The sequence below is a fragment of the Aquisalimonas sp. 2447 genome, assembly GCF_012044895.1.
GTDB lineage: Bacteria > Pseudomonadota > Gammaproteobacteria > Nitrococcales > Aquisalimonadaceae > Aquisalimonas.
This window is the reverse complement of sequence record NZ_CP050695.1, coordinates 3,357,030-3,377,827: the sequence shown is the minus strand read 5'-3', so window position 1 is coordinate 3,377,827 and position 20,798 is coordinate 3,357,030. Positions and strand designations below refer to the sequence as shown.

Genomic DNA, 20,798 nt, shown 5'->3' with positions numbered 1-20,798 from the left:
TGTTGCAACAGTAGGTGCGGTGCGCTGATGTCTCGAAGTCCGCTCGCCATTGGTGCGTCCAGCGTCTCCTCGCTTTGCCGTAACGATGACTATAGAGAAATCGTATAGATGATCATTGGCGAACCTCAAACTGCCCACCATGATGGGGCCCTACAATACAGCACCCCACTCTACGAGACGGATCTGCCGATGCTGTGGTTCACGGTGCCGGAGGAACATGGTGGTTTGGTTAGCCATCTGGCAGATGCGGCTGTGCTGGCTTTGTTGATCCCTTGCATGGCGGTCGGCGAGGATATTCATGTTGATGGCCCCATGTCGGAACGTCTCTATCAAACCATCAGCGGCCCCTATCAACGTCTCTTGATCGACGTTATACCTAGTTTACGACCCGTTACGGTGACCGGAACGGAACTGGTGGCCAGGTCCGGTAGCGGCGCTGGTGTTGCGAGCGGATTTTCGAGTGGAATCGACTCTTACTGCGTCCTGGCGGACTACTACTACGGAGACCCGGTAGACAGCTTCAAGCTTACGCACCTCTTGTACAATAATGTCGGGTCCCATGGAGGAAAAGGCGAGGAGCTCTTCCATCGGCGGTTCGAGCAGGTTTCTAGAGTCACTAATGAGATCGGTTTGCCGCTCGTTAAGGTTAACTCGAACGTTGAAGTTTTCTATCCAGCGTCGTTAACTTTCCAGATGACGCATACGCCGAGAAACGCTGCGGTTGCCCTTCTCTTGCAGGAGGGAATCGGACGTTACATGTATGCATCGTCCTATCAGTACAAGGATATGTACATCGGCGAAGCAAATAGCATGGCGTACAGTGATCCGGCTTCCCTGCCGTTGCTGGGAACCGACCAGATCGAAATGATCGCAGTGGGCAGCGAGTACATACGCACAGAAAAGACGCAGAAAGTTGCGGGGCTCGCTGACTCGTATCGCCACCTTGACGTGTGTGTGAAAAGTGAAACCGGGGAGAACTGCTCTAAGTGTTCGAAATGCCTAAGAACGTTGCTTACGCTTGAGATTCTCGGAAAGCTGGAAGCATATGCCGACAGCTTTGACCTTGCCGCCTACCGTGACGCCAGAGATGGTTACATCGTCAGTATTCTCAGGCAGCCAGGCCCTCTTGAACGGGAAATTGTTGCGCTTGCTGAGTGTGTTGGCTTTGATATTCCTAACAATCTGCAACGCCGTGCCAGCTTGGAAAACGGCTTGGCCGGAATCCGTACTTCGGCGCGTATCCCTGTGCGGTTTATCAAGAGACTGGCTAAACATGCTCTGCGGGGCAGGGCGACTTAATGCCACTTTTCGCCACGCTTTCTCTAAGATCTGTTAGTCTACGATTCTCTGGTCTAGGCTAATCGGCTATTAACGGGTGGAGGCTTGGTAGCCATTGGTGCCTCTACGCTTTGTTTCATTTACGATTTTCAAAAAGATGTGTATTTATGCTCGGGATATTCAAAGCATTACTCTCAATACTCACACCTCGCGAGCGTCACCGTGCCTTCCTTGTCTTTTTGATGATGGTTGGGATGGCTATCTTGGAGATGGTAGGTGTTGCTTCTATCATGCCTTTTATGGCTGTGCTATCAGACCCCGAAATTGTTGAGCGTAACGTGTGGCTCAGCCGAGCATACGAGTTGAGTGGGGCCGAGTCTACTCAGGGGTTCTTGACCCTCCTTGGCGCAGGTGTGTTCCTTGTGTTGGTCGGATCCCTCACATTTAAGGCCGTAACGCAGTGGGTACAGATCTCATATGCACAGATGCGCATTCACTCGCTATCGTGTCGCTTGATGGCGCGTTACTTGGGCCAGCCTTACTCGTTCTTCCTGGGGCGGCATAGTTCGAAGATTGCCACAACGATCTTGTCCGAGGTCAATCGCGTTGTAACCGGGGCGCTATTTCCCGCCATGCAGATCGTGGCCTATGGTCTTGTCGCAATCGCATTGTTCGGTCTGTTACTCGTAGTTGACTTTTCCTTGGCGTTAATCATGGGCCTCACTGCGATCGTTGTTTACGGCAGCCTCTACCTTTTCATCCGCAAGAAGCTGACCCGTATTGGTGCCATCCGCCTCGAAGCGAATAGACGACGTTTTCGCGTTACGCATGAAACGTTCGGAGGCGTAAAGGAGGTTAAAATCTACGGAATGGAAGAGACGATGGCGGACCGCTATGCGAGCCCGTCGAAGCGGATGGCTCGACAGGAAATCTTGGCCCAAGTCTTGGCCCAAATCCCGAATTTCGGCATCCAGGGCTTGATATACGGGGGCATGATTTTGATCTTGCTATACCTCATGGCGGTTTATGGTTCCCTAGGAGAAGCGCTGCCCGTTTTTGCGACCTTCGCCTTCGCAGGCTACCGGATGATGCCGGCCCTACAGACCATTTATCGCCAGGCTTCGATGTTGCGTGTGTCGAGACCCGCACTGGATTCGTTGGTGGCCGACCTCAATAGTTTGCAGCCAGCGGGAGCATTGTCTCGCGCGACCGACGCTCGGTGGCCAACACCAGAGGAAGCCATAGAGTTGCGGGATGTTACGTACTCTTATCCCGGCTCGGAACAGCCGGCACTTGACGGCGTCGACCTTCGCATTCCTGCGAAGCATACAGTCGGGCTCGTTGGAACGACTGGCTCAGGAAAAACGACCACGATGGATGTGATTCTGGGCCTGTTGAGTGTTGAGTCGGGAATGTTGCTTGTTGATGGTGCGCCCGTTGACGCGAGCAACGTCCGCGCCTGGCAGAATTCGATTGGTTACGTTCCTCAGCATATCTATCTGTCGGATGAATCGATTGCAGCCAACATCGCATTCGGACTGCCCGAAGATCACATCGACCATGCAGCCGTCGAACGAGCGGCACGTATGGCGCATTTGCATGAATTCGTCGTGAATGAGCTGCCGCAGGGATATAACACAATTGTGGGTGAACGCGGTGTGCGCCTCTCGGGGGGACAGCGTCAGCGCATCGGTATTGCGCGCGCACTTTATCGTGACCCCGACACGCTTCTGCTGGACGAGGCGACAAGTGCACTGGACAACGTGACAGAAAATGCGGTGATGGCGGCAATCGCTGATCTCGGCCACCGCAAGACGATTGTGATTATCGCGCACCGGCTCAGTACAGTGCAGTCGTGCGACCGAATTTACTTGTTGGAGAAAGGTAAAGTCGTAAACTCAGGTACGTTCAATGAGCTCATCTCTAAGAGCGCTAAGTTCCGCTCAATGGCGCATGGGGATGAGTAAGGGTAACGAACTCATGCCTCGAGTGAATTGGCTAGTTAACGCAACGCATGGCAACCCATGAGCGACATAACGTTCTCAGTTGTTATCCCAACCCACAATCGCGCGGATGCACTGGCGCATGCGGTGGAGAGCGTCCTTGGGCAAACTTTGGCGCCAATCGAGGTTCTGATAATTGACAACGGTAGTCGTGCTGTTGAAGTTGGTGCGTTACCACCTTCGTCGCTGATTGATGTGGTACGTGCGATGCCAGGAATTGGAGCCTCCCAAGCGCGTAATATCGGTGCAGTCATGGCGAGTGGTTCGCACATCGCGTTTCTGGATGATGATGACGCATGGGAGGCGGACTATCTCGCTGAACTTGCCGAGGTGTATCAGGAAACAAGGGCTGACGTCGTACTCGGTTCTAGAAAGCTGATGCACAATCGCGAGGTTGTTCCGGCAAAATCGGTCCCTGTTCGCGACCAGGCATGGTTCCGGCAGGAGTTACTTATGGGGAATCCCGGTGTCTCGGGTAGCTGCATTTCCGTACGGTGCAAGTGCTTGCTTGGGACAGCCGGATTCGACCCGCTACTGGTTACGGGAGAGGACCGAGGTCTAGTCTTGGAGTTATCGCAGGCAGGGATGCATATTGAGCGCGCGGAGCGCGCTTTTGTTCTTTTTCGCGCCGAGCATGGTCCTTCGGAACGGCTTAATCAACCGCGCAACTTGGCGATTGGCCGGCGCCGGTACCTGCAGAAATACTGGGATTTCTATACTTGGCGGCAAAGAGGGCTACTTATCAAACAGTACATTAGGCTTAAGTTCACCGGCAAGCTATAAAACCTTCTCGGTATCGGTAGCCTATCCGAAGCGGCGCTGATTAATGTCCCGCTTGAGGCTTTCCAGCAACGTTTCTAATCGATTCAAGCGGTCCGCCAAAACGTTGCTATCACTGAGTTGCGGCTTTGCGCTGGTCACCAGTTTGTCAAGCGCGCGCGCAGCCCGCCGCTCAATGAGTTGCTGCCAGAGTCGGAGCGCAAGGTTCGCGGATTGCCTGTTCGGCAGTTTTGGCAATTGGTGGTGTTCAAGAGGAATTTCCAGTGAACTCGCCCAGTCTTCCCATTTCACGTCGTCGGGCGTGGCGCTCGCCCTGACGGCAATCCATGGGATGCGCAACGCATCAGCCACGATGGCACCATGCATTGCTTCGGCTACGACCAAGCGAACCGATTGGAGCTGCTGGAGCACAGTTTCAACATCTTCGCGTGGGTCGAGGTACTCCCCACCGGCGCGAGTACATATGCGCTTCCAGCCGTCGTGGGCGTTAAGCCAGTGCGGCATGTATCCCCAGGCATGCTTGCTTGCTACCTCGGGTAAATCCATCCTGGCCAATAGAGCCGCTGGGTCGGTTACTGCGAACTCACCACCCAAGCCGAGCCTGTTAGCCGTTCTCGGACCGCGAACGCAGTAGATATTCCAGGTGTCAGTGACAGACGGTGTTGGTTTGAGGCCGGCACCGCTACCGAATACAAGTGTCGGGTTTCCAAGGGGGGTGCGCTGAGTGAGCACAGTCCCAATGCCCAGGAAACGACTGCCATCCGGTAGATCGGCTAACTCGGGACAGATGCGCGGCCACATCCATGCGTTCAGCGCGTCGCCGAAGTTTGATCCATTCTCAGGTTTCCAGTAGAAAACTGCAGGAGGACATTCCATTTTTTGCTCTAGGCACCCTTGTTAGAGATGGAACGAATGTTCGATGGGGTGTCATCGTGTCTCTTGATCGGGATCATATTTTTTTCGACTTGTGGCAAAAAAATGCGATGATCAGTCCACGATCTTTCTCGGGTAAGGGGTGTGCCAAGCATATAGGTCGAATCCAAAATAATGCAATACTTTCTGCATTCTTTCAATCTTCCAGGCATCAATCTCTTGCTTCCATCTGCCTATCCGCATTTCTGGAGATTGAGGCGTGTCTTTTAGGCTAGTTCGGCTGTTCTTATTAAATTCAAAATTAAATTCTGGCATATCCAGGCCCCAATGGCGGAATATTGTCTCTATCTGACTCCTTGGGTTTATAACTAAATCCTCGTAGAATATGGTAATCCATTCATGGTTTCGTTTGTTTTTGTAAAGAGGAACGCTATTAGAGATGCACCAGAGAGCAGTCAATGTTTCTTCGCGCGTTTGCAAAGAGTCAAGAAACGTTTTGTGCTTGGTGTAGATATATCGGTTATGCCCAGTAGGTATAGAAAAATCTTCGAAGCCCTGGTCCCATCCGCCTTGTTTGAGTTGTGAGGAAATTACGGCGAAAGGATGTCTAAGAAGGTGGACGGGCTTGAGTCGGAAAGAAAAGTTTGTAGTTAGCCAAGGAAGGAGTGAGTTCCCACGGCAAAACTTAAAGAGGAAGCGATCTGAGAGCGTTATGGCTTTGGGCGAAGCATGTTTTAGTGTCCATGTGTTCAGGGTTTTTCCCTTAAAGAGCATCTCAAATTCTTTTTCGCATTCCTTCCATTTCTGGTCTTCAGGGATATACTCCCGAATCCCGAAGCCCAAGTCGCGAAAATTCGGGTTATTTTTTATATGGAGAGGCTCCCAAATTATGGGTGCACCTGTTATTAGATTGATTATTTCTGCGAGCCAGGTGCTTCCCCCTCTTGGGTCGCTTAATATCAAGTAATGATTAAGCGGATCTTTATTTATCTTTTCTTCGATGCGGTAGACGAAACGGCGTTTCCTCCAGGCGTGTGCTCGTTGAATAATCTCTGAAGGCGATAGCATTTTTGACCCCACTGACTCAGGAAAGCGCTTGTAGTATGCTCAGACTGTGTGATGGGTTAAGCTACATCCGACATTTATCTCCGTCGCGGCTTCTCCTGATCCTATGCAAACCTTAGTCGGAAAGGCTCGCTGCGATCGATTAGTCTCTATTATGCCTGTGTCGCGCAGAGATGGCGACCACGTTCGCCTTGGAGACATGGGTGCAATAAAATGAACATCATCTAGGCAGACTGTCTTGCGAGGTCTGTGGCAGCCGCAGCCGAGCGGCGATTCAGGAGGCCATCGGTTGCATGCGCAGTGCGAGCCGTGCGCGAGCCGTATGTGTCGTCCGGCGCGGACGATGATGGACTCAACGGATGCAGCTTATTTGCGGGACGGGCTATGCGGAAGGGCCAAGGGGCATTTGCGGTTATGAGCTTGCTACCGCGGGAGCACAGGGCGTCATGAAACCTCTCGTTTCAATCGTAATGCCTGTCTTCAACGTGCAGGATATCTTACAGGCGTGCCTTGACTCCGTGTTGGCGCAGACGTTCACGGATTTCGAGCTCATTTGCATCGATGATGGCTCGACCGATGCCTCCGGCGAGATCCTTGAGCGCTACGCAGCTAGGGATCAGCGGGTTCGTGTGCTGCATCAGAAAAACCGGGGACAGTACCCTACTCGCAATGTGGGCCTGGAGCTAGTACGTGGTAAGTACATGCTCTCCGTCGACTGCGACGATGTGGTGGCTTCTGAGTTTGTCGAGCGACTTGTTCACCGTGCCGAGACAGACAGTGCGGATATTACGCTGGTGGGCTGGGACTACCTGAGCGGTCCCTATAGGTCACCCGACGTCCGCCGATGGAATCTCCGCGCTTGGCGGCGCGGGGAGCGAAGTAACGGCTTCCCTATGGCTTACGGCTACGTGTGGATGAAGCTTTACCGCACGGATTTTTTGCGCCGGTATGGCCTAAGGTTCCGTGAAGAGTTCTACACCAAGGCGGACTTGATCTTTCACTGGAAGACAATGTCACTAGCGGAGTGGGTGAGCGTGGTACCGGAGCCCCTGTATCATTACCGTGTGCACGCGAATTCCGTTACCGGCACCATCGGGCCAAGATTCATCCAGGTGATTCATGTCATGGAGGCAATCCGTGAGGATATCCAAGACTTGGAAGATCCAAAAGGCCTGTTGCCGGCATGGTATCCGTTTGCACTGGGTTTTATCCGCAGTGCTTATTTCCAACTGGCCCCTGAGTACCGGCCGGCCATGGAGGAAGAGCTGAAGAAGTTTATGCAGCGTCTTGGGGGCGAGGGGCATGCTTTGCTCCGGAGACCGGGAAGTATTTCCCGTGACGTACGTTATTTTTTTCGGGCGCTTGAATCTCCGGGGCACGCCTTTTTGTTCCGGACTCTTTATGGCTGGCGAAAGGGACTCATGCAGGTGTTTCGGCAGGTGCTGTTTCCGCGCCCGATGCGCCGACGCCTGCTTGCCGTGGCACGGGCGCAGTCCTATAGCTTATCGCATTCCTCCGTACACGACCTCCGGGACTCCGTTGATGAACTCAACGAGACGGTGGATCGGTTGTCGGCAGAAAACTTTCGGTTGCGTCAGGCAGCAAGTGAATCGCCTGTCGACTTCGAAAGGTCTCAATAGCTGTTCGCTTCCAACCTCCAGATCAGACACACGAGTGAGCTACCAGGGCATATCTCGTTTGAGAAGCTCGGCAAGGCGCCGATTGTGGGGCGTGTAGTAGCGGCGTAGTTCCTCTATTTCGTCCTCAGACACGGGGATGTCCCAGAATGAGCTCTCTTTAACGAAGCCAGGGGTGTACTGCCGTGCCAGGCGCTGCAGCCGACCGGATAAGCGCGCTAGCCGGTAGTCGAAATGTGAACGGCGCTTGTTGTATCGCTCGTCAAGCTGGCCGGGCTGGAATTCCGAATCGACGCCGATGTGTGTAAAGACCCGCTTCAGGGTCTCACGCCGGGCATCGCCGCTCAGATCCTCCTCGTAGATGAGCACCTGGAAGCGCTCTCTTGGGAAATACTCGAACCAGCGTTCCAGGTTGTCAGCGTAATGGCCCATGGAGAGGATGCCCCACTGATCTCCGACTTCGCTGAGACGTCGGTTGGGGCTAACCCGGTTGGCGCCAATGTGGTGGAAATAGGATGAGACGGCTCGGGTGACCGGATCCCGCAGAATCGCGATGAAATGTGCGTCAGGGCATACGTCGGCAACCCGCGCCGGAATGTTCGGTGTTGCTTCGAACCCGCGCTCGTCTTTGTGTTCGTCGCGCACCCAGAGATAGTCAGGCGTGAACTCGCCCGCCGCCTTGGTGTTGTCGTCACAGGAGAAATGAGATAGATACCAGTTTACGCCCTTGTGGTAGTGACGGTTGAAGAAGTGAAGCTCCTTCGGATTACTCGTGCAGACCTTCGGGTGCTGATCGACCATGCGATAAAGCCAAGATGTACCCGCTTTCTGGATACCGATGCAGAGGAATGTTGGTTTCGCATATGTAGCCATAATGTCGCTTTTCCCTAATGGGTTGATCGACGTGGGTCGCCGAATGGGGGCGATAAATTGCCAACTTGGAAAATCTCAATGTGTATCAATTTACTCTTGCGTCTCGGGGGTGTACCCATACTCTTCCAGTAGTGGAGCGAGATAACGGTTAAGATCAATCTTTTGTTGTTCGCTCATATCGCTTCGCCATTTCTCGTTCTTGCTGGAGATGCGGAATTTCTCCATGCTTGATAGGAACCCCTCCGTTTTGGGCGATTCCATAAGCCCGAGAAAGTTGAGGGCGTGTTCTGACACTCTCCGTGGGTCATCGCAGAAGTCTTCTTACCTGAACTCCAGATAATCGGAGTCCGGCATTAGCCTGCGAATTTCCTGAAACGCCCGTATGCGGTTCTCCCAGCCTATCGCCGCGAGAACAACGAATGATTCCCCAGCATCTAGCCATGCCTGCCTCTGCCGTCCATCTAAGTAGCCTCGGGCCCATTGCTCCGGACCCGTCCAACCGTCGAAGTAGGGGGCTTGGAGTACGGAGTTCACCACCGCCCGTCCGTCACGGACAATGTGAACAAACTTGGCGCCTGGAAAAATTTCTTTGAGGTAGCGAACGCGAGGCCAGCCGGTGATCTTAGCGACTGGAATCTTAGTGTCAGGGATGGCGCTGTTAAAGGCGGCACGGATGTTAGGGATATTTCCTGGTATAACGTCGTGCTCGAAAAGATCCCTGTACGGCCTGGAAAAACCCTTGCAATAGCGCTCCCAGAAGACGTACGGCTCCGAAGGTCGGAATACCCTGCGTAGGACTCGTGCAGCACCTGGGACATCCAGCGTCCGGTTCAGCATGGCATTGATCCCTGGTCGACCGGGCTTCTTTGCCACGATATTCGATAACCATCCCAGATCACCGTGATGACTCAGCACGTCATGGAACATTGTGCTGCCGCAACGGCCAGTACCAACAATGAATATGGGATCTTGTTTCATGTATGAATGGCTCTCTCTTGTTCACACCGCTTGAAGCGGGACGTGCTTATGGATGTTAGCTTCTGAATAGTATTTGCGTATATGAAACCGTCATATATGGTTGGCGCGGCCAGAACCGAAGGCGTGTTTGCCAGGGGAGCAGGTAAAGACGTACACGCACACGCTCGGTCTTGACCGCTCAGAGCGTTTTCTCAAGCGCTGCCAAGAGTTCTTGGGAAGATGAAACTAGATTTTCAGCAGCGTCCGTGCAGGTGATATCGCTGCATGGCACCTCAATCGCGACGAGCGTGCCATCTCGCCGGCCCTGCAGCGTACCGCGCAGCATCAACGCTTTGACCATCACTTGGCTGTCGGTCCATTCGCCCGCGACCGAGTAGCCGTATTTGATGGCTCGTACTTCGCCTTGTCGGCGGTGTTCTAGCACCATTGTCTGCCAGCCGTCCACGCCCGCGGGTCGGCGCTCCAGTACACGCCATTCGTGGTTGTCAACCAGCCGGTTTTGGTGTTGAACGAGTTCACTGCCCTGAGTCTGGTTCCGGTAGTGCCAGATGCCGACATTGACCACTTCCGGGTTGCCGCTATCGGTGCGGTAGGGCGCCCGGAGAACCTGGTCGGCGCGGCGCATGGTGGGTTCCCAACTCACCCGGAAGCTCTCGTCGGTGCGCTGCCAGTCACCGAGGGTGTCGGGCAGGCTGATTGTTTGCTGCGTGCCGGCGATGCTGGGCGCTGCTGCGTACAGGGCCGGGCCGGCGACCAGGGCGATGGTGGCGACGGAGGCGAGGGCGGCCTTGCTCGCGCCAGCGCTGCCGCGGCCGGTGACGATGCCCTGGCTGGGTGTTGGCTCCGGGGAGCGGTTCATCAGCCTGTTCGCCACGTAGAAAAACGGCACCAGGGCGATGACGAACAGCACCCAGCCGAAGAACTCATGATCGTCGATGAGGCCGGTCTGCATGTTCGTCTCGTAGCCCATGAGGATGATGACGAAGATGCGGATCCAGTTCACCAGCAGGGCCATGATGATGGCCGTGGCGTGCAGGGCGATCCACTCGCGGATGCGGCTGAAGTTCAGGGCGCTGAACAGGGTGGAGAGGGTCAGCGCCACCACTAGGTAGCGCAGGCCGGAGCAGCCGCCGGCCACCTCGAAGGTGCCCACGTCCAGCAGGCGGATGAACACGCCGTCCACCTGGAAGTGGATGCCTCGGAAGCCCAGCAGGAATTCATTCACCACCACGGCCAGGTGCACCAGGGGGTCGGTGAGGTAGTCCCAGATGGGTACGGCGTAGTAGATAAAACCGATGGGGATGGCCAGGTGCCAGCCGGCGCGCCAGCCCAGCAGTGCGACGATGATGGCCCACCAGAGGAACACTGCCCCCAGTTGTTGGAGGATGAGGACGTTGACCACGTTGGCCATGGCGATGGCGACGGAGGACAGGGCGGCCAGGGCGATGCCCAGGTAGCTCGGGTTGAGTGGGAAGTGGTGGCTGCGGAGGACTCGGTACATGAGGAAAAGCGCCGCGCCGGCGACGAAGAGGCCGTGGGAGTAGGCTTCGTCGAAGACGAACCAACGGTTGACCATGACGGAGACGGGGAAGTAGACCGTTGCAACCACGAGGGCCAGGGCCGCGGCGATGATGGGGATGTCGGCGCGGAGGAGGGTTTGGCGGATTGTGGTTTGGGTTGTGGCCATGATTTCCGGGTCGTTTTATCGCGGCTTACGCCGCTCCCACATTGGTTATACATTCATTCGGTGCATCAAGATGCACCCTACGTTAGAACAATCTGGTTAGTTCCAGGGTGATGGCGTTTTCTACGTATTCTTGATCAGCGATGTCGGATGTTCTGTCCTGGCGGCGGATGGTGGCGCCGGCTTGGGTGTGGCGGTCGAGCATTCTGGCGACGCTGAGGCGGGCGCCGCGTAGGGTGTCGATCTGGCCGTCGCGGTCGTCGATGCGTTCCCAGGTGAGTCTGGGGGTGAGTGTTGTTCTGGGGGCGAAGCTCCAGCGCCAGGAGGCGTCGGCGCCGTAGCGGCGGCGCTCGTCGCCGGAGACCACCAGCTCGCGGCGGTCGTCGAAGGCGGTGACGCGGAAGGTCGACAAGCCTGTTTCGTACGTGCCGGAGGCGGTGAGGCGTTTGCTGATCGTGAGCTCGGGCTCGGGTATATCGATAAAGTTTTCCAGACCCGGAGGAATATCGGGCACGCCTGCGCCGATGCGGTCCGGGATTTCCTGGGTTTCGCGGTAGTCGAGCCGCGCTGTGAAGCTCCCACCGCGACGGCTGATGGCGGCGAAGTAGGTGTCGCCGAAGAAGCGTTCGCCGTAGCGGGCCTCCACGCTGGTGCGCTCATCGCTCCAGCGGAAACCGGCTTCCCAGTATTCGTTGCCGAAGCGGTCTCTGCCGTCGGCGCGGTTCACCGTCTCCAGCCCGCCGCGGGCGAGCAGGGTGAGGCGGCCGATGGCGCGGTAGCCCAGCTCGATGAAGCCGTCGTCGAAGTAGGTGGCGTCGTCGATGTCGTCCCGCGTGACGCGCTCGGTGCGGACGTTGCCCTGCCAGGAGAGTGGATCCGCGGCGCCGGGGCTGGTCACGTTGAAGCTGCCGATGTGGCGTGTGGTGTCCCGGGCGTCCTCGTCGTACATGGTGCGCCGGAATTCGTAGCGGGTCACCGAGTCGCCAACGGGGCCGAGGCTCTGGAACGCGTAGGGGCTGGCGCGCAGGGTGGTGGTGTCCTGTCGGTCCCCGGTGACCAGTTCGTTGTCGCCGGTGAGCACGCCGCTGATGGTTGTGGGCTGCTGGTCGTAGCGGGCGCCCAGGTCGAGGAACAGGAAGTCCTGCATCAGCGTCGTCGTGTTGTCCACATTGGCGTAATGGTAGACGTCGTTGCGGTCCGAGTCCTCCCAGTAGTGGAGGAGCTGGGCCTGGTAGTCCACCTGCGTGCGCGTGCGTTGGCGAATCTGGCAGAAGCTGAACGCCGGGATGAGCTGGCTGATGTGGTCGGACTCTTCCTCGCCCTCCGGGGCCAGGGTGACGTTGTCGCTGTAGGTCTGCCGGGCGGTGAGTGACGGGGCGAACAGGTAGGGCTGGCCCTGGCGATCACTGATGTACTGGCCGGCGAGGCCGCTGTCGCGGTCCCGTCCGCCGGGGAGCGGCAGGCTGCAGCCGGCCAGGGTCTGGGGGACGTCCTGTTCCCCGGCGAGCGCGCCCTGGAGTTCGGTGCGGGCCTGGGTGTATGCCGGTTGTGTCAGCGCCAGGACAAGGCCGGCGGCGGCCACCGAGGCGGCCGCGTAACGGCAGACCTTGCTCCTGTTTGCTGCGCTGGCGCCCATGCCACTCCGGATCCTTTAGTTTTCGTTGTCGCCGTAGCCGTAGTAGCCGCCGTAATCGTCGCCACCCATGCCCCCCAGGGCCTGGTTCAGCACCATGTTGATGGCCTTGTCAGGGTCCAGCTGATCCAAGGCCGTGGTGACCTGGTGGCGCAGGGTGGACGAGGACTTAACCACCACCACCACCTGGCCCATGTGGTGGGAGAGGGTGACCGCGTCCGGCGCCGCCAGAACGGGCGGGGAATCGAACAGGATGATGTGTCGCGGCGTCGGATCCGCTAGTTGCGACACCAGCCGGCCCATGCGCTCGCTGGAGAGCAGCTCCTCGCTGAGCGCGTGGCGGCTGCCGGCGGTGAGTACGGAAAGGGACTCGATGTTGGTGGGCATGATGAGATCCATGGGGTTCAGGCTCTCATCGGCCAGCAGGTCCAGCAGCCCGTGGTGCTTCTGGGCGCCCAGCACGCGGGTGAGGTGGCCGCGGGCCACGTCGCCGTCCACCAGTGTGACGGAGAAATCCGGATCCCGCGCGATGCTGAGTGCCAGGTTCAGGGAGGTGAACGTCTTGCCCTCGCCCTGGATGGCGCTGGTGACCATGATGAGGTTGCCGCGGTCCACCGGCATGACGCCGCGGCCGGTGGCGTTGCCCAGCAGCGGCCGCTTGATGCGGCGGTATTCGTTGCCGATGCGGTCTTCCATGGCCACGGTGGGGTACATGCTCTGCCGGCGAAGCTGGTTGATGTCCACCTTCAGGAGCGGCCCGCGGGGCTCGAAGCCCACACCGATGAGGTCCTTGCGGTCGCTGGTCGGTGGCGCACCGGTGGGGGGCGCATTCGGCGGCCCCATGGCGCCGCTGTCGTCGGCGCCGTCCCGCTCCTGGTGAGGCTGGTCGCGTTCCCGCTTTTTCTTGCGGCTCAGTGCCCGTTCAATCGTGCTCAAAACGGCAACCTCCTTGCCAACTGCTGAGCGTACTCGGCACCCCCATCCGCGAACATGGCGGCACCCGCGGCGGCGGCCACCAGGGTCATGGCAGCCAGGCCGAAGACGGTGATGGCGCCGAGCTTCATGCTCTTCTGCCGGCGTGTCATCACCAGGCTGACGGAGCCGAGGACGGGGCGGCCGGTGATCTCGGCGAGCATATCGCGGCGCTGGAACACCGGGCGAATCTGGTGGAGCAGGAACGCGAAGCCGCCACCCACGCCGAAGGACACCGGCAGCAGCGCCACCATGTAGAGGTCGCGTGGCGGGCCATCCGGCTCCTGTGGCGTACGAGGCGGGTCCACCAGGCGCATGTTCATGCCGCCCCCGGAGTCCGCTTCCGCGGTCATCTCCGCGGTGCTCAGACGCCCGAGCAGGGTCTGGTAGCGTTCCCGCGTGACGTTGTAGTTCCGGGTGAGGTCGTTGAGTCGAGTCTCTACCTCGGTGATCTCGTCCACCTGACTCAGTAGCCGTTCCTTGCGATCCCTCTGCTCTTCGATCTGGCTCTCCAGGGCGGCGATCTCGCCCTGCCAGTCGTTGAGGCGGATCTGCAGCTCCTGGAACACCGGGTTGGTCTCGATGGCGCGGTTCTCGCTGCCTTCCCCGGCCTCGGCAACGAGCTGTTCGCGCCGCTCTTCCCGGCGCTCGATCTGCGCTTCCAGGTTGCGGACGTCCGGGTGTTGCTCGGTGTAGCGCAGCAGGAGTTCGTCCAGCCGGTCGCGGTCCTCGCGGATCTGCTCATCCAGGGCCTGGACCTGGGGGTTGGCTGCCGGGTCCGGTTGTTCCTGACCGGTGCGCAGGGCGGTGAGCTGTTCCTCGATGCTGTTGACGCGCCGCTCTGCGGTGCGCTTCTGGGATTCGAGTTGCTCGAGCTGGTCTTCCGTGGCGCGCAGGCGCTGGTAGTAATCACGACCACCCTGGTCCGGCAGCATGCCCACGTTCTCGCGCTTGAACTCGGCGAGCCGTTCCTCCGCCCGCTGCAGGCGGCGCTCGTAGTCTTCCACCTGCCGCTCCAGGAACTCCGTGGCGCTGGTGGCGTCCTGCATGGTCATGCCCGCCGCTTCTTCCATGAGCAGATCCAGCACCGACTGCACCACCCCCCGGGAGCGGTTCGGGTCATCGGACTGGTAGGAGATGCGGTAAACCTGGTCACGCCGGCCCTGGTTGATGCTGATGCTGTTGCCAAGGTTGCGGATGATGCGATCCTCGTCCGCCGCCGTGCGGGCGCGGACCAGCAGATCGTTCTCGTTGGCGATGCGTTCCAGGTTCTCGCGGCTGAGCAGTGTGGCCGTCATCACCTGGAGCCGCGTCTGCAGGTTGGGCTCAATGGCCAGATCCGCCAGCAGCGGCTGCAGCATGGATTCCGTGTTGACTTGAACGCGGCTCTCCACCCGGTATTCGTCGGGCATGGTGAGCACGACGAAGGCGCCGGCCAGGCCCACGAGCCAGGCCACACCCAGGGCATACCAGCGGAAGCGCCAGGCACCGCGGAGTTCGCCGAGGATGAATTGATAGAGTTCATGCATGGTGAAGCGGTCTTCCTTGAAGAATGTCTTTCATCGAGCGTTATACGCCGCCGCAGCCCGCGGGCCCGGCGGGCGTCAGAAGAATGCCTCCGGGATCACCAGGATATCGCCGGGCCGCAGGGGCCGGTTCTGGCTCACGTCGCCGTCGTTGAGCAGATCATTCAGGCGAATTCGGTATTTCTGGGCGTCCTCCCCGGTACCGCGCACGAGCTGGGTTCTGTTGCCGGCGGCGAACTGGGTGAGCCCGCCCACCTGGATGATGGCGTCCAGCACCGTCATGCCCTCCCGGTAGGGAATGGCCTGGGGCTGCACCGCCTGGCCGATGATGCGGACCTGGTCGGAGTAGGTGCCGACGAAGCTCGTGACCATGACCGTGACCATGGGGTCCCGGATGAACTCGGAGAGCTGTTCTTCCAGGGTGTCTGCCAGCTCCGACGTGGTTTTTCCGGCAGCTCTGACGTCGCGCACCATGGGCACGGACACTTTTCCGTCCGGACGTACCGGGAGGCTCACGGAGAGGTCCGGGTTGTCCCGGACGTGGATCTGCAGTGCGTCCCCTGGGCCGATGACGTAGTCGCCCATCTCGGGGCGGTCCATGTCCTCGATCGGGGTGCCGGTGCTGCCACAGCCGGCCAGGATTGCCGCCGCCAGCACGGCCAGCAGAAGCATCGCGCGTTGTACCCACCCCATCGTCGTACTCCCTGTCAGAAATGCTCGTTGCGCCAGCGGCTTGTCATGGCCCTGCAGCCATCACCGATTGTTCATCATCCTGCCATTGGGAGGCGTAGACAAGCCCCGACCGCACCCTGTGCCGCCCGGTCGGATTTTTGTGTGACTCGGACGGGTTAGATGCCTCTAGTGTGACGTAGTTCACAGTTTGAGGCCAACGGGTTTTTGGAGGGGGAGGAGCGGACGTCGGTCCCACGGGACCGTAGGGCGGACGTTTACGTCCGCCGATTCGGCCTCGATGGGCCGCCTCGGCTTGCATGTCTTTTGACGGCGGACCTGAAGGTCCGCCCTACGTAAGGTGGGCTGGGGCTTGATGGGTGGTTTAGTTGACCACCGTGGATACTTCCTCGGAGAAGTCGCTGGCCAGGCCGTTGGTGTCCCGGACCTGCACGCGGAAATAGTACTTTTCCCCGGGGGTCAGTGTATTGATGGCCACGCTGGTATCACGGATTTCAGGGGGGGAGTCGACGGTCTGGAACTCGCCGTCCTCGGAGCGGTACTGCACGATGTACCGATCCACCTCGCTGGGGGAGAACTCTTCGCCGTCTTCACGGGTGGCCGGCGGTTCCCAGGAGAGGGTCACCTCGCCGCTGGTATCGGTGCCGTTGCCGGAGCCGTCGCCGATCAGGCTCTCCGAGTCGCTGGAATCCGAATCCTCGATGCAGCCTGCGAGGAGAACGGCCAGTGCCAGAACCAGCAGGGCAAGCAGCCGCCGATTCATGGGCAAAGTTTTTCCATTGCTGTAGTGCTTCAGCACGACATGCTCCTGACCGTGTCATCGTCACGAGGAATCTCGATGGGTGTGATGCTATGCACTTGCCCGGACCGACGATGTGCCGGCCGTCGCACAATGCGTGTGACGGAGTTCACAGTACGGGTGAATCAACCGTTCAAGGACCGATCCGGCCCGGTGCCACCGAGCGCAACCCGTTGATTGGGAAGATCTTCGCAAAGACGGTTCTTTCTTAGCGGTTCTTCGGGATCAATCCGTTTTTTTCTTGTTGACGTGCGTCAGGATCTGGCGCGAAAGCTTCGAGGTGTACACCACGTAGCGTTCCAGGCGGGAAACTCGTGCCCCGAGTTTCTCGATGCGGGCGTGGATATTGGATGCGGTCTCGTCATCCATGACGCCGCTGCTGCCCTGGCCGCCTTCGTTGACGGTTGTTTGAAGGGCGGTGTCGTCTTCGTCTCCGCGGACGCCGAAATCCTGATCCAGTTCGTTGATGACCTCCTGTACCGTATCGCTGTCGATGAAGTGGAGTTCCTCGAGGAATGCCATGAGCAGCAGGCGATCGCAGACGGTGTTGATCCGCCGCGGCACGCCGCCGGCGTATTCGTGCAGGGCCTCGAAGGCCTCGTTGCTGAACTCCGGATCGTTCTGCCAGCCAACCCGCTGCAGCCGGTGCTTGATGTAGTCGCGGGTCTCTTCCTCGTCCAGCGGGCCGAGGTGATACGTCGCGATGACACGCTGGCGCAATTGCCGCATGGACGGGCTCTGCAGGGTGCTGCGGAATTCCGGCTGGCCCACCAGGAAGCTCTGCAGCAGCGAGCCGCTGGAGGTCTGGAAGTTGGAGAGCATGCGCAGCTCTTCCACGGCGGCGGGGGGCAGGTTCTGGGCTTCGTCCACCACCAGCAGGCAGCGCTTGCCCTTGCGCTGGCACTCCAGCAGGAAGGACTCCAGTGCCAGCAGGCGTTCGGCCTTGTTGCCGCGAAACTCCAGGCCGAAGGCGGAACACACGGCGCGCAGCATGTCGTCGGCTTCCAGTTGGGTGCTGACGAGCTGCGCCGCGATGACCTCATTGCGGTTCAGGCCTTCGAAGAGGTTGCGGACGAGGGTGGTCTTGCCGGCACCCACCTCACCGGTAATGACGATGAACCCTTCAGCCTGCTCGACCCCGTACTCCAGATAGGCCATGGCCCGCTTGTGGCCACGGCTGCCGAAGAAGAAGGACGGATCGGGGCTGAGCTGGAAGGGTTTGCCGGTGAGGTTGTAGAACTCCTCGTACATGGTGTCTGGTCCAGAGGCCGATAATGTGGCCGTTGTTGTTTGGGCCGTGCTGTTTGTGGGTGGTGGTAGGCGGTGCATCAAGATGCACCCTACAATCTCATCAAGGCCCGGTCGGCGGACCTGAAGGTCCGCCCTACAGGCCACGCCGCCGTAGGGTGCATCTTGATGCACCGTCCGCACTCGCCGACACGACTACGCGACCTTACGGTCAGGCGATGCAAGTGTGCACACTGTCGCCGTTTGGTGCCAGGGGGTATGCCGGGTTCTGTGAACGGGTTCCAGGGGTCGCGGCTTGCGCCGCTCTTACGGGGCTGGATCCCGCGGCCGTAGGAGCGGCGCAAGCCGCGACCCACCTGCCCTCACTCCCGCAACTGCACTCGATCCAGGTAGAACGTCTTCTCCTCTTCCAGGTTGGAGGTGAAGATCGCGAACTCGGCGATGTCGCTGACATCCTGCTGCCGCTCTGCCGGTGCATCCCGGATGTCGGCGACGGGGATGGTGATATCGTTCCACCCGGGCTGCAGCAGGAAGCGGCGGTTGAAACGGTCGACGTAGGCGCCCCCGCGGTCGAAGTGCTCATGGTCGCGGATGGAGACGGTGATGGCGAGGGAGCCGTCCGGGACGTAGATGCTGAACTCCAGGGTCTTGTAGCCGCTCCAGTTACCGAAGGAGCGCCGCATGGTGGTGCCGGCGTAGCGGGAGGGTTTGAGGGGGACCCGTAGGGAGCGCTCGCCGACGCGAGCGATGCGGGCATCCGTCTGGCCGGAGGACCAGCGGCGGTCTTCGAAGGCGGTGCTGAAATCCGAGAGCACGGGGAACTGGATGCGGGCAACGCCCCGGTCCCACAGGGAGATCACGGGGTTGCGCATCTCCAGGAACAGGACAATGGCCACGACGGTGACCAGGATGCGCCGCGGCGCCCCGCCGGGCGCGGCCAGCGCCACGGTGATGGACGCACCGAGCACGTTCTGCCAGACGTCCCTGAAGGCGGCGGAGCGCCCGAAATAGGGCTGGATCAGCTCGATCATGCCGCCCAGCACAAACGCGCCCACAAGCACGATGGCCGCACGCACCGCGTATGAGTATCGGCGCACCGGCGGCAGTTGCAGCCCCACCCAGGCCAGGACGGCGAAGAAAAAGAGATGACCGAAGGCGTGCACCTCCGGCGCGAAAATGCGCCGGTACGGCCCGAGATCAATGAAGAACAGCGGGACGATGCCGGCGACGACAGCGAGTGCCAGATAGTAGTAGAAGCGGTGAGACACGTTGCGCCGGGTGTCCTTGTTTCAGCACGGATGTTCCCGAGCCTGCCGCCATCGGCCGGTTTGGGCAAGCGCGAAATGGATCAGGGGGCGTCCTGATGCACCGCCAATGGCCTCCGGAAACCCGCCTCGGCCGACGTGTCGGGGGAAGGTGCATCGAGCCGGTTTTCGGTGCATCAAGGTGCACCCCACGCCCGGGCCGTGCCCGCCGTGGGAGCGGCTTCAGCCGCGATCAACCGGTTCCGGACGCCCCTCACCCGGCAGAAACACCTCCTCCGGCGCCGGATGCCCGAGAAAACCCACCGGACTGGCGCTGAGCCCGTACGCTCCGGACTGAAACACCGCCACCAGATCCCCCACCTCCGCATGCGGCAACGCGATCCGGTCCGCGAGCACGTCCAGCGGCGTGCACAGGGGCCCGCTCACGGTAACGGGCTCCGCCTCCGGCTCCCGCAGCCGGTTGGCAATGGCCACGGGGTAGTTCTTGCGCAGCACCTGACCCAGGTTGCCGGAAGCCGCCAGGTGGTGATTCATGCCACCGTCGGTGATGAGGTAGGTGTGCCCGCGGGAAATCTTGCGATCCACGATCCGGGTGACGTAGACGCCTGCCTCGCCAACGATATACCGGCCCAGTTCGATGACCATGTGGGTGCCCGGCAGGGCGGCGGCGAGTTTCTGATCCAGGCTGTGCAGTCGCCCGGCAACGGCGGCCAGGTCCAGCGGCTTGTCGCCCGGGAAATAGGGGATGCCGAACCCGCCCCCCAGGTTGATGAATTCCGGTGCCCGCGGGGCGTCGCGCAACAGCTCCAGGGCCAGGTCCATGCTCCGCTGCTGAGCCTCGGCGATGACCTCGGCGTTCAGGTTCTGGGAGCCGGCGAAGATGTGCAGCCCGGCGAGTTCCAGGCCTTGGTCGTGGATGGCCCGGAGCAGTTCCGGCGCCCGCTCGGTGTCCACACCGAAGGGCTGCGCACCGCCGCCCATGCGCATGCCGGAGCCTTTGACCTGGAAATCCGGGTTCAGGCGCAGGCACACGCGTGGGGGACTCCCGGCTTTTGCGGCCAGCTCCGCAACGGTGTCCAGTTGGGTTCGGGATTCCAGGCCGATGGTGATGCCCGCCTCGATGGCCCGGGCGATTTCGTCTCTGGTCTTGCCGGGACCGGCGAAGGAGATGTCCGCAGGGGCGGCGCCCGCGGCGAGAGCCCGTTCAATCTCGCCTCCGGAGGCCACGTCCAGGCCTTCCACTCGCGGCGTGAGCCAGGCGAGCAGCTCCGGCATGGGGTTGGCCTTGATGGCGTAGGTCAGCCGCGCTCGTTCCGGCAGGTGATGGCGCAGCTGGTCCAGCCGATCCGCGATCACGGCGCCGTCGTAGGCGTAGAGCGGGGTACCGTGGCGCTCCGCGAGCGCTTCAACGCTCCGGCCGCCGATGTGCAGCACCGCGTCGGTACTGGCGAACGCCGGGGGAATGCGCGCGGTATCGGGCTGACTGGCCATGGT

The 20,798-nt window shown here is 59.8% G+C and carries 17 protein-coding genes; 4 read left to right on the top strand and 13 right to left on the bottom strand.

The features are described from left to right. Positions 1 to 108: 108 nt before the first annotated feature. The 3 genes from KU884_RS15995 (at position 109) to KU884_RS15985 (ending at position 4,064) form a co-directional block, all read left to right on the top strand. On the top strand, positions 109 to 1,299 hold the full coding sequence (locus KU884_RS15995) for a hypothetical protein (RefSeq protein ID WP_167783555.1): 1,191 nt from the start codon (positions 109 to 111) through the stop codon (positions 1,297 to 1,299). Positions 1,300 to 1,445: 146 nt separating this feature from the next. Then, on the top strand, positions 1,446 to 3,245 hold the full coding sequence (locus KU884_RS15990; protein WP_174813750.1) for an ABC transporter ATP-binding protein: 1,800 nt from the start codon (positions 1,446 to 1,448) through the stop codon (positions 3,243 to 3,245). 57 nt (positions 3,246 to 3,302) lie between these two features. Beyond that, a complete protein-coding gene (locus KU884_RS15985; protein ID WP_167783554.1) occupies positions 3,303 to 4,064 on the top strand; it encodes a glycosyltransferase family 2 protein in 762 nt (253 codons plus the stop codon). 21 nt (positions 4,065 to 4,085) lie between these two features. Here KU884_RS15985 and KU884_RS15980 read toward each other — a convergent pair whose 3' ends face one another. Both KU884_RS15980 and KU884_RS15975 read right to left on the bottom strand, forming a co-directional pair. After that, positions 4,086 to 4,565 carry a hypothetical protein gene (locus KU884_RS15980; protein WP_167783553.1) on the bottom strand — a complete coding sequence of 160 codons (480 nt, stop codon included), beginning with the start codon at positions 4,563 to 4,565 and terminating at the stop codon, positions 4,086 to 4,088. A 483-nt stretch (positions 4,566 to 5,048) separates the two neighbouring features. After that, positions 5,049 to 6,002, bottom strand: coding sequence for a sulfotransferase domain-containing protein (locus tag KU884_RS15975; RefSeq protein WP_167783552.1), 954 nt, complete (start codon positions 6,000 to 6,002; stop codon positions 5,049 to 5,051). Between the two features lie 443 nt (positions 6,003 to 6,445). On the opposite strand from KU884_RS15975, the gene KU884_RS15970 reads away from it, so the two are divergent. Further along, positions 6,446 to 7,639 (top strand): glycosyltransferase, encoded by a 1,194-nt coding sequence (locus KU884_RS15970; RefSeq protein ID WP_167783551.1) that lies wholly within the window; start codon positions 6,446 to 6,448, stop codon positions 7,637 to 7,639. 39 nt (positions 7,640 to 7,678) lie between these two features. On the opposite strand, the gene KU884_RS15965 is transcribed toward KU884_RS15970, so the two are convergent. From KU884_RS15965 to KU884_RS15915, 11 genes are all read right to left on the bottom strand, one after another. Beyond that, on the bottom strand, positions 7,679 to 8,437 hold the full coding sequence (locus tag KU884_RS15965) for a sulfotransferase domain-containing protein (RefSeq protein ID WP_254432082.1): 759 nt from the start codon (positions 8,435 to 8,437) through the stop codon (positions 7,679 to 7,681). A 393-nt stretch (positions 8,438 to 8,830) separates the two neighbouring features. Further along, positions 8,831 to 9,487 carry a sulfotransferase gene (locus KU884_RS15960; protein ID WP_167783549.1) on the bottom strand — a complete coding sequence of 219 codons (657 nt, stop codon included), beginning with the start codon at positions 9,485 to 9,487 and terminating at the stop codon, positions 8,831 to 8,833. A gap of 178 nt (positions 9,488 to 9,665) precedes the next feature. Then, a complete protein-coding gene (locus KU884_RS15955) occupies positions 9,666 to 11,174 on the bottom strand; it encodes an exosortase C-terminal domain/associated protein EpsI (protein ID WP_167783548.1) in 1,509 nt (502 codons plus the stop codon). An 82-nt stretch (positions 11,175 to 11,256) separates the two neighbouring features. After that, positions 11,257 to 12,807 carry a TIGR03016 family PEP-CTERM system-associated outer membrane protein gene (locus KU884_RS15950; protein ID WP_167783547.1) on the bottom strand — a complete coding sequence of 517 codons (1,551 nt, stop codon included), beginning with the start codon at positions 12,805 to 12,807 and terminating at the stop codon, positions 11,257 to 11,259. 15 nt (positions 12,808 to 12,822) lie between these two features. Then, positions 12,823 to 13,740 carry a hypothetical protein gene (locus KU884_RS15945; RefSeq protein WP_167783546.1) on the bottom strand — a complete coding sequence of 306 codons (918 nt, stop codon included), beginning with the start codon at positions 13,738 to 13,740 and terminating at the stop codon, positions 12,823 to 12,825. Continuing rightward, positions 13,737 to 15,305 (bottom strand): XrtA system polysaccharide chain length determinant, encoded by a 1,569-nt coding sequence (locus KU884_RS15940; protein WP_167783545.1) that lies wholly within the window; start codon positions 15,303 to 15,305, stop codon positions 13,737 to 13,739. Before KU884_RS15940 ends, KU884_RS15945 begins: the two co-directional genes overlap by 4 nt. Positions 15,306 to 15,380: 75 nt before the next feature. Beyond that, positions 15,381 to 15,995, bottom strand: a complete 615-nt coding sequence (locus tag KU884_RS15935) for an XrtA/PEP-CTERM system exopolysaccharide export protein (RefSeq protein ID WP_167783544.1) — start codon at positions 15,993 to 15,995, stop codon at positions 15,381 to 15,383. 361 nt (positions 15,996 to 16,356) lie between these two features. Next, positions 16,357 to 16,755, bottom strand: a complete 399-nt coding sequence (locus KU884_RS15930) for a fibronectin type III domain-containing protein (RefSeq protein WP_167783543.1) — start codon at positions 16,753 to 16,755, stop codon at positions 16,357 to 16,359. Between the two features lie 261 nt (positions 16,756 to 17,016). Then, positions 17,017 to 18,042, bottom strand: coding sequence for an XrtA/PEP-CTERM system-associated ATPase (locus KU884_RS15925; protein WP_167783542.1), 1,026 nt, complete (start codon positions 18,040 to 18,042; stop codon positions 17,017 to 17,019). Between the two features lie 359 nt (positions 18,043 to 18,401). Then, on the bottom strand, positions 18,402 to 19,307 hold the full coding sequence (locus KU884_RS15920) for a hypothetical protein (protein ID WP_167783541.1): 906 nt from the start codon (positions 19,305 to 19,307) through the stop codon (positions 18,402 to 18,404). 219 nt (positions 19,308 to 19,526) lie between these two features. Continuing rightward, a complete protein-coding gene (locus KU884_RS15915; RefSeq protein ID WP_167783540.1) occupies positions 19,527 to 20,795 on the bottom strand; it encodes a pyridoxal-dependent decarboxylase, exosortase A system-associated in 1,269 nt (422 codons plus the stop codon). Between the last annotated feature and the right edge of the window lie 3 nt (positions 20,796 to 20,798).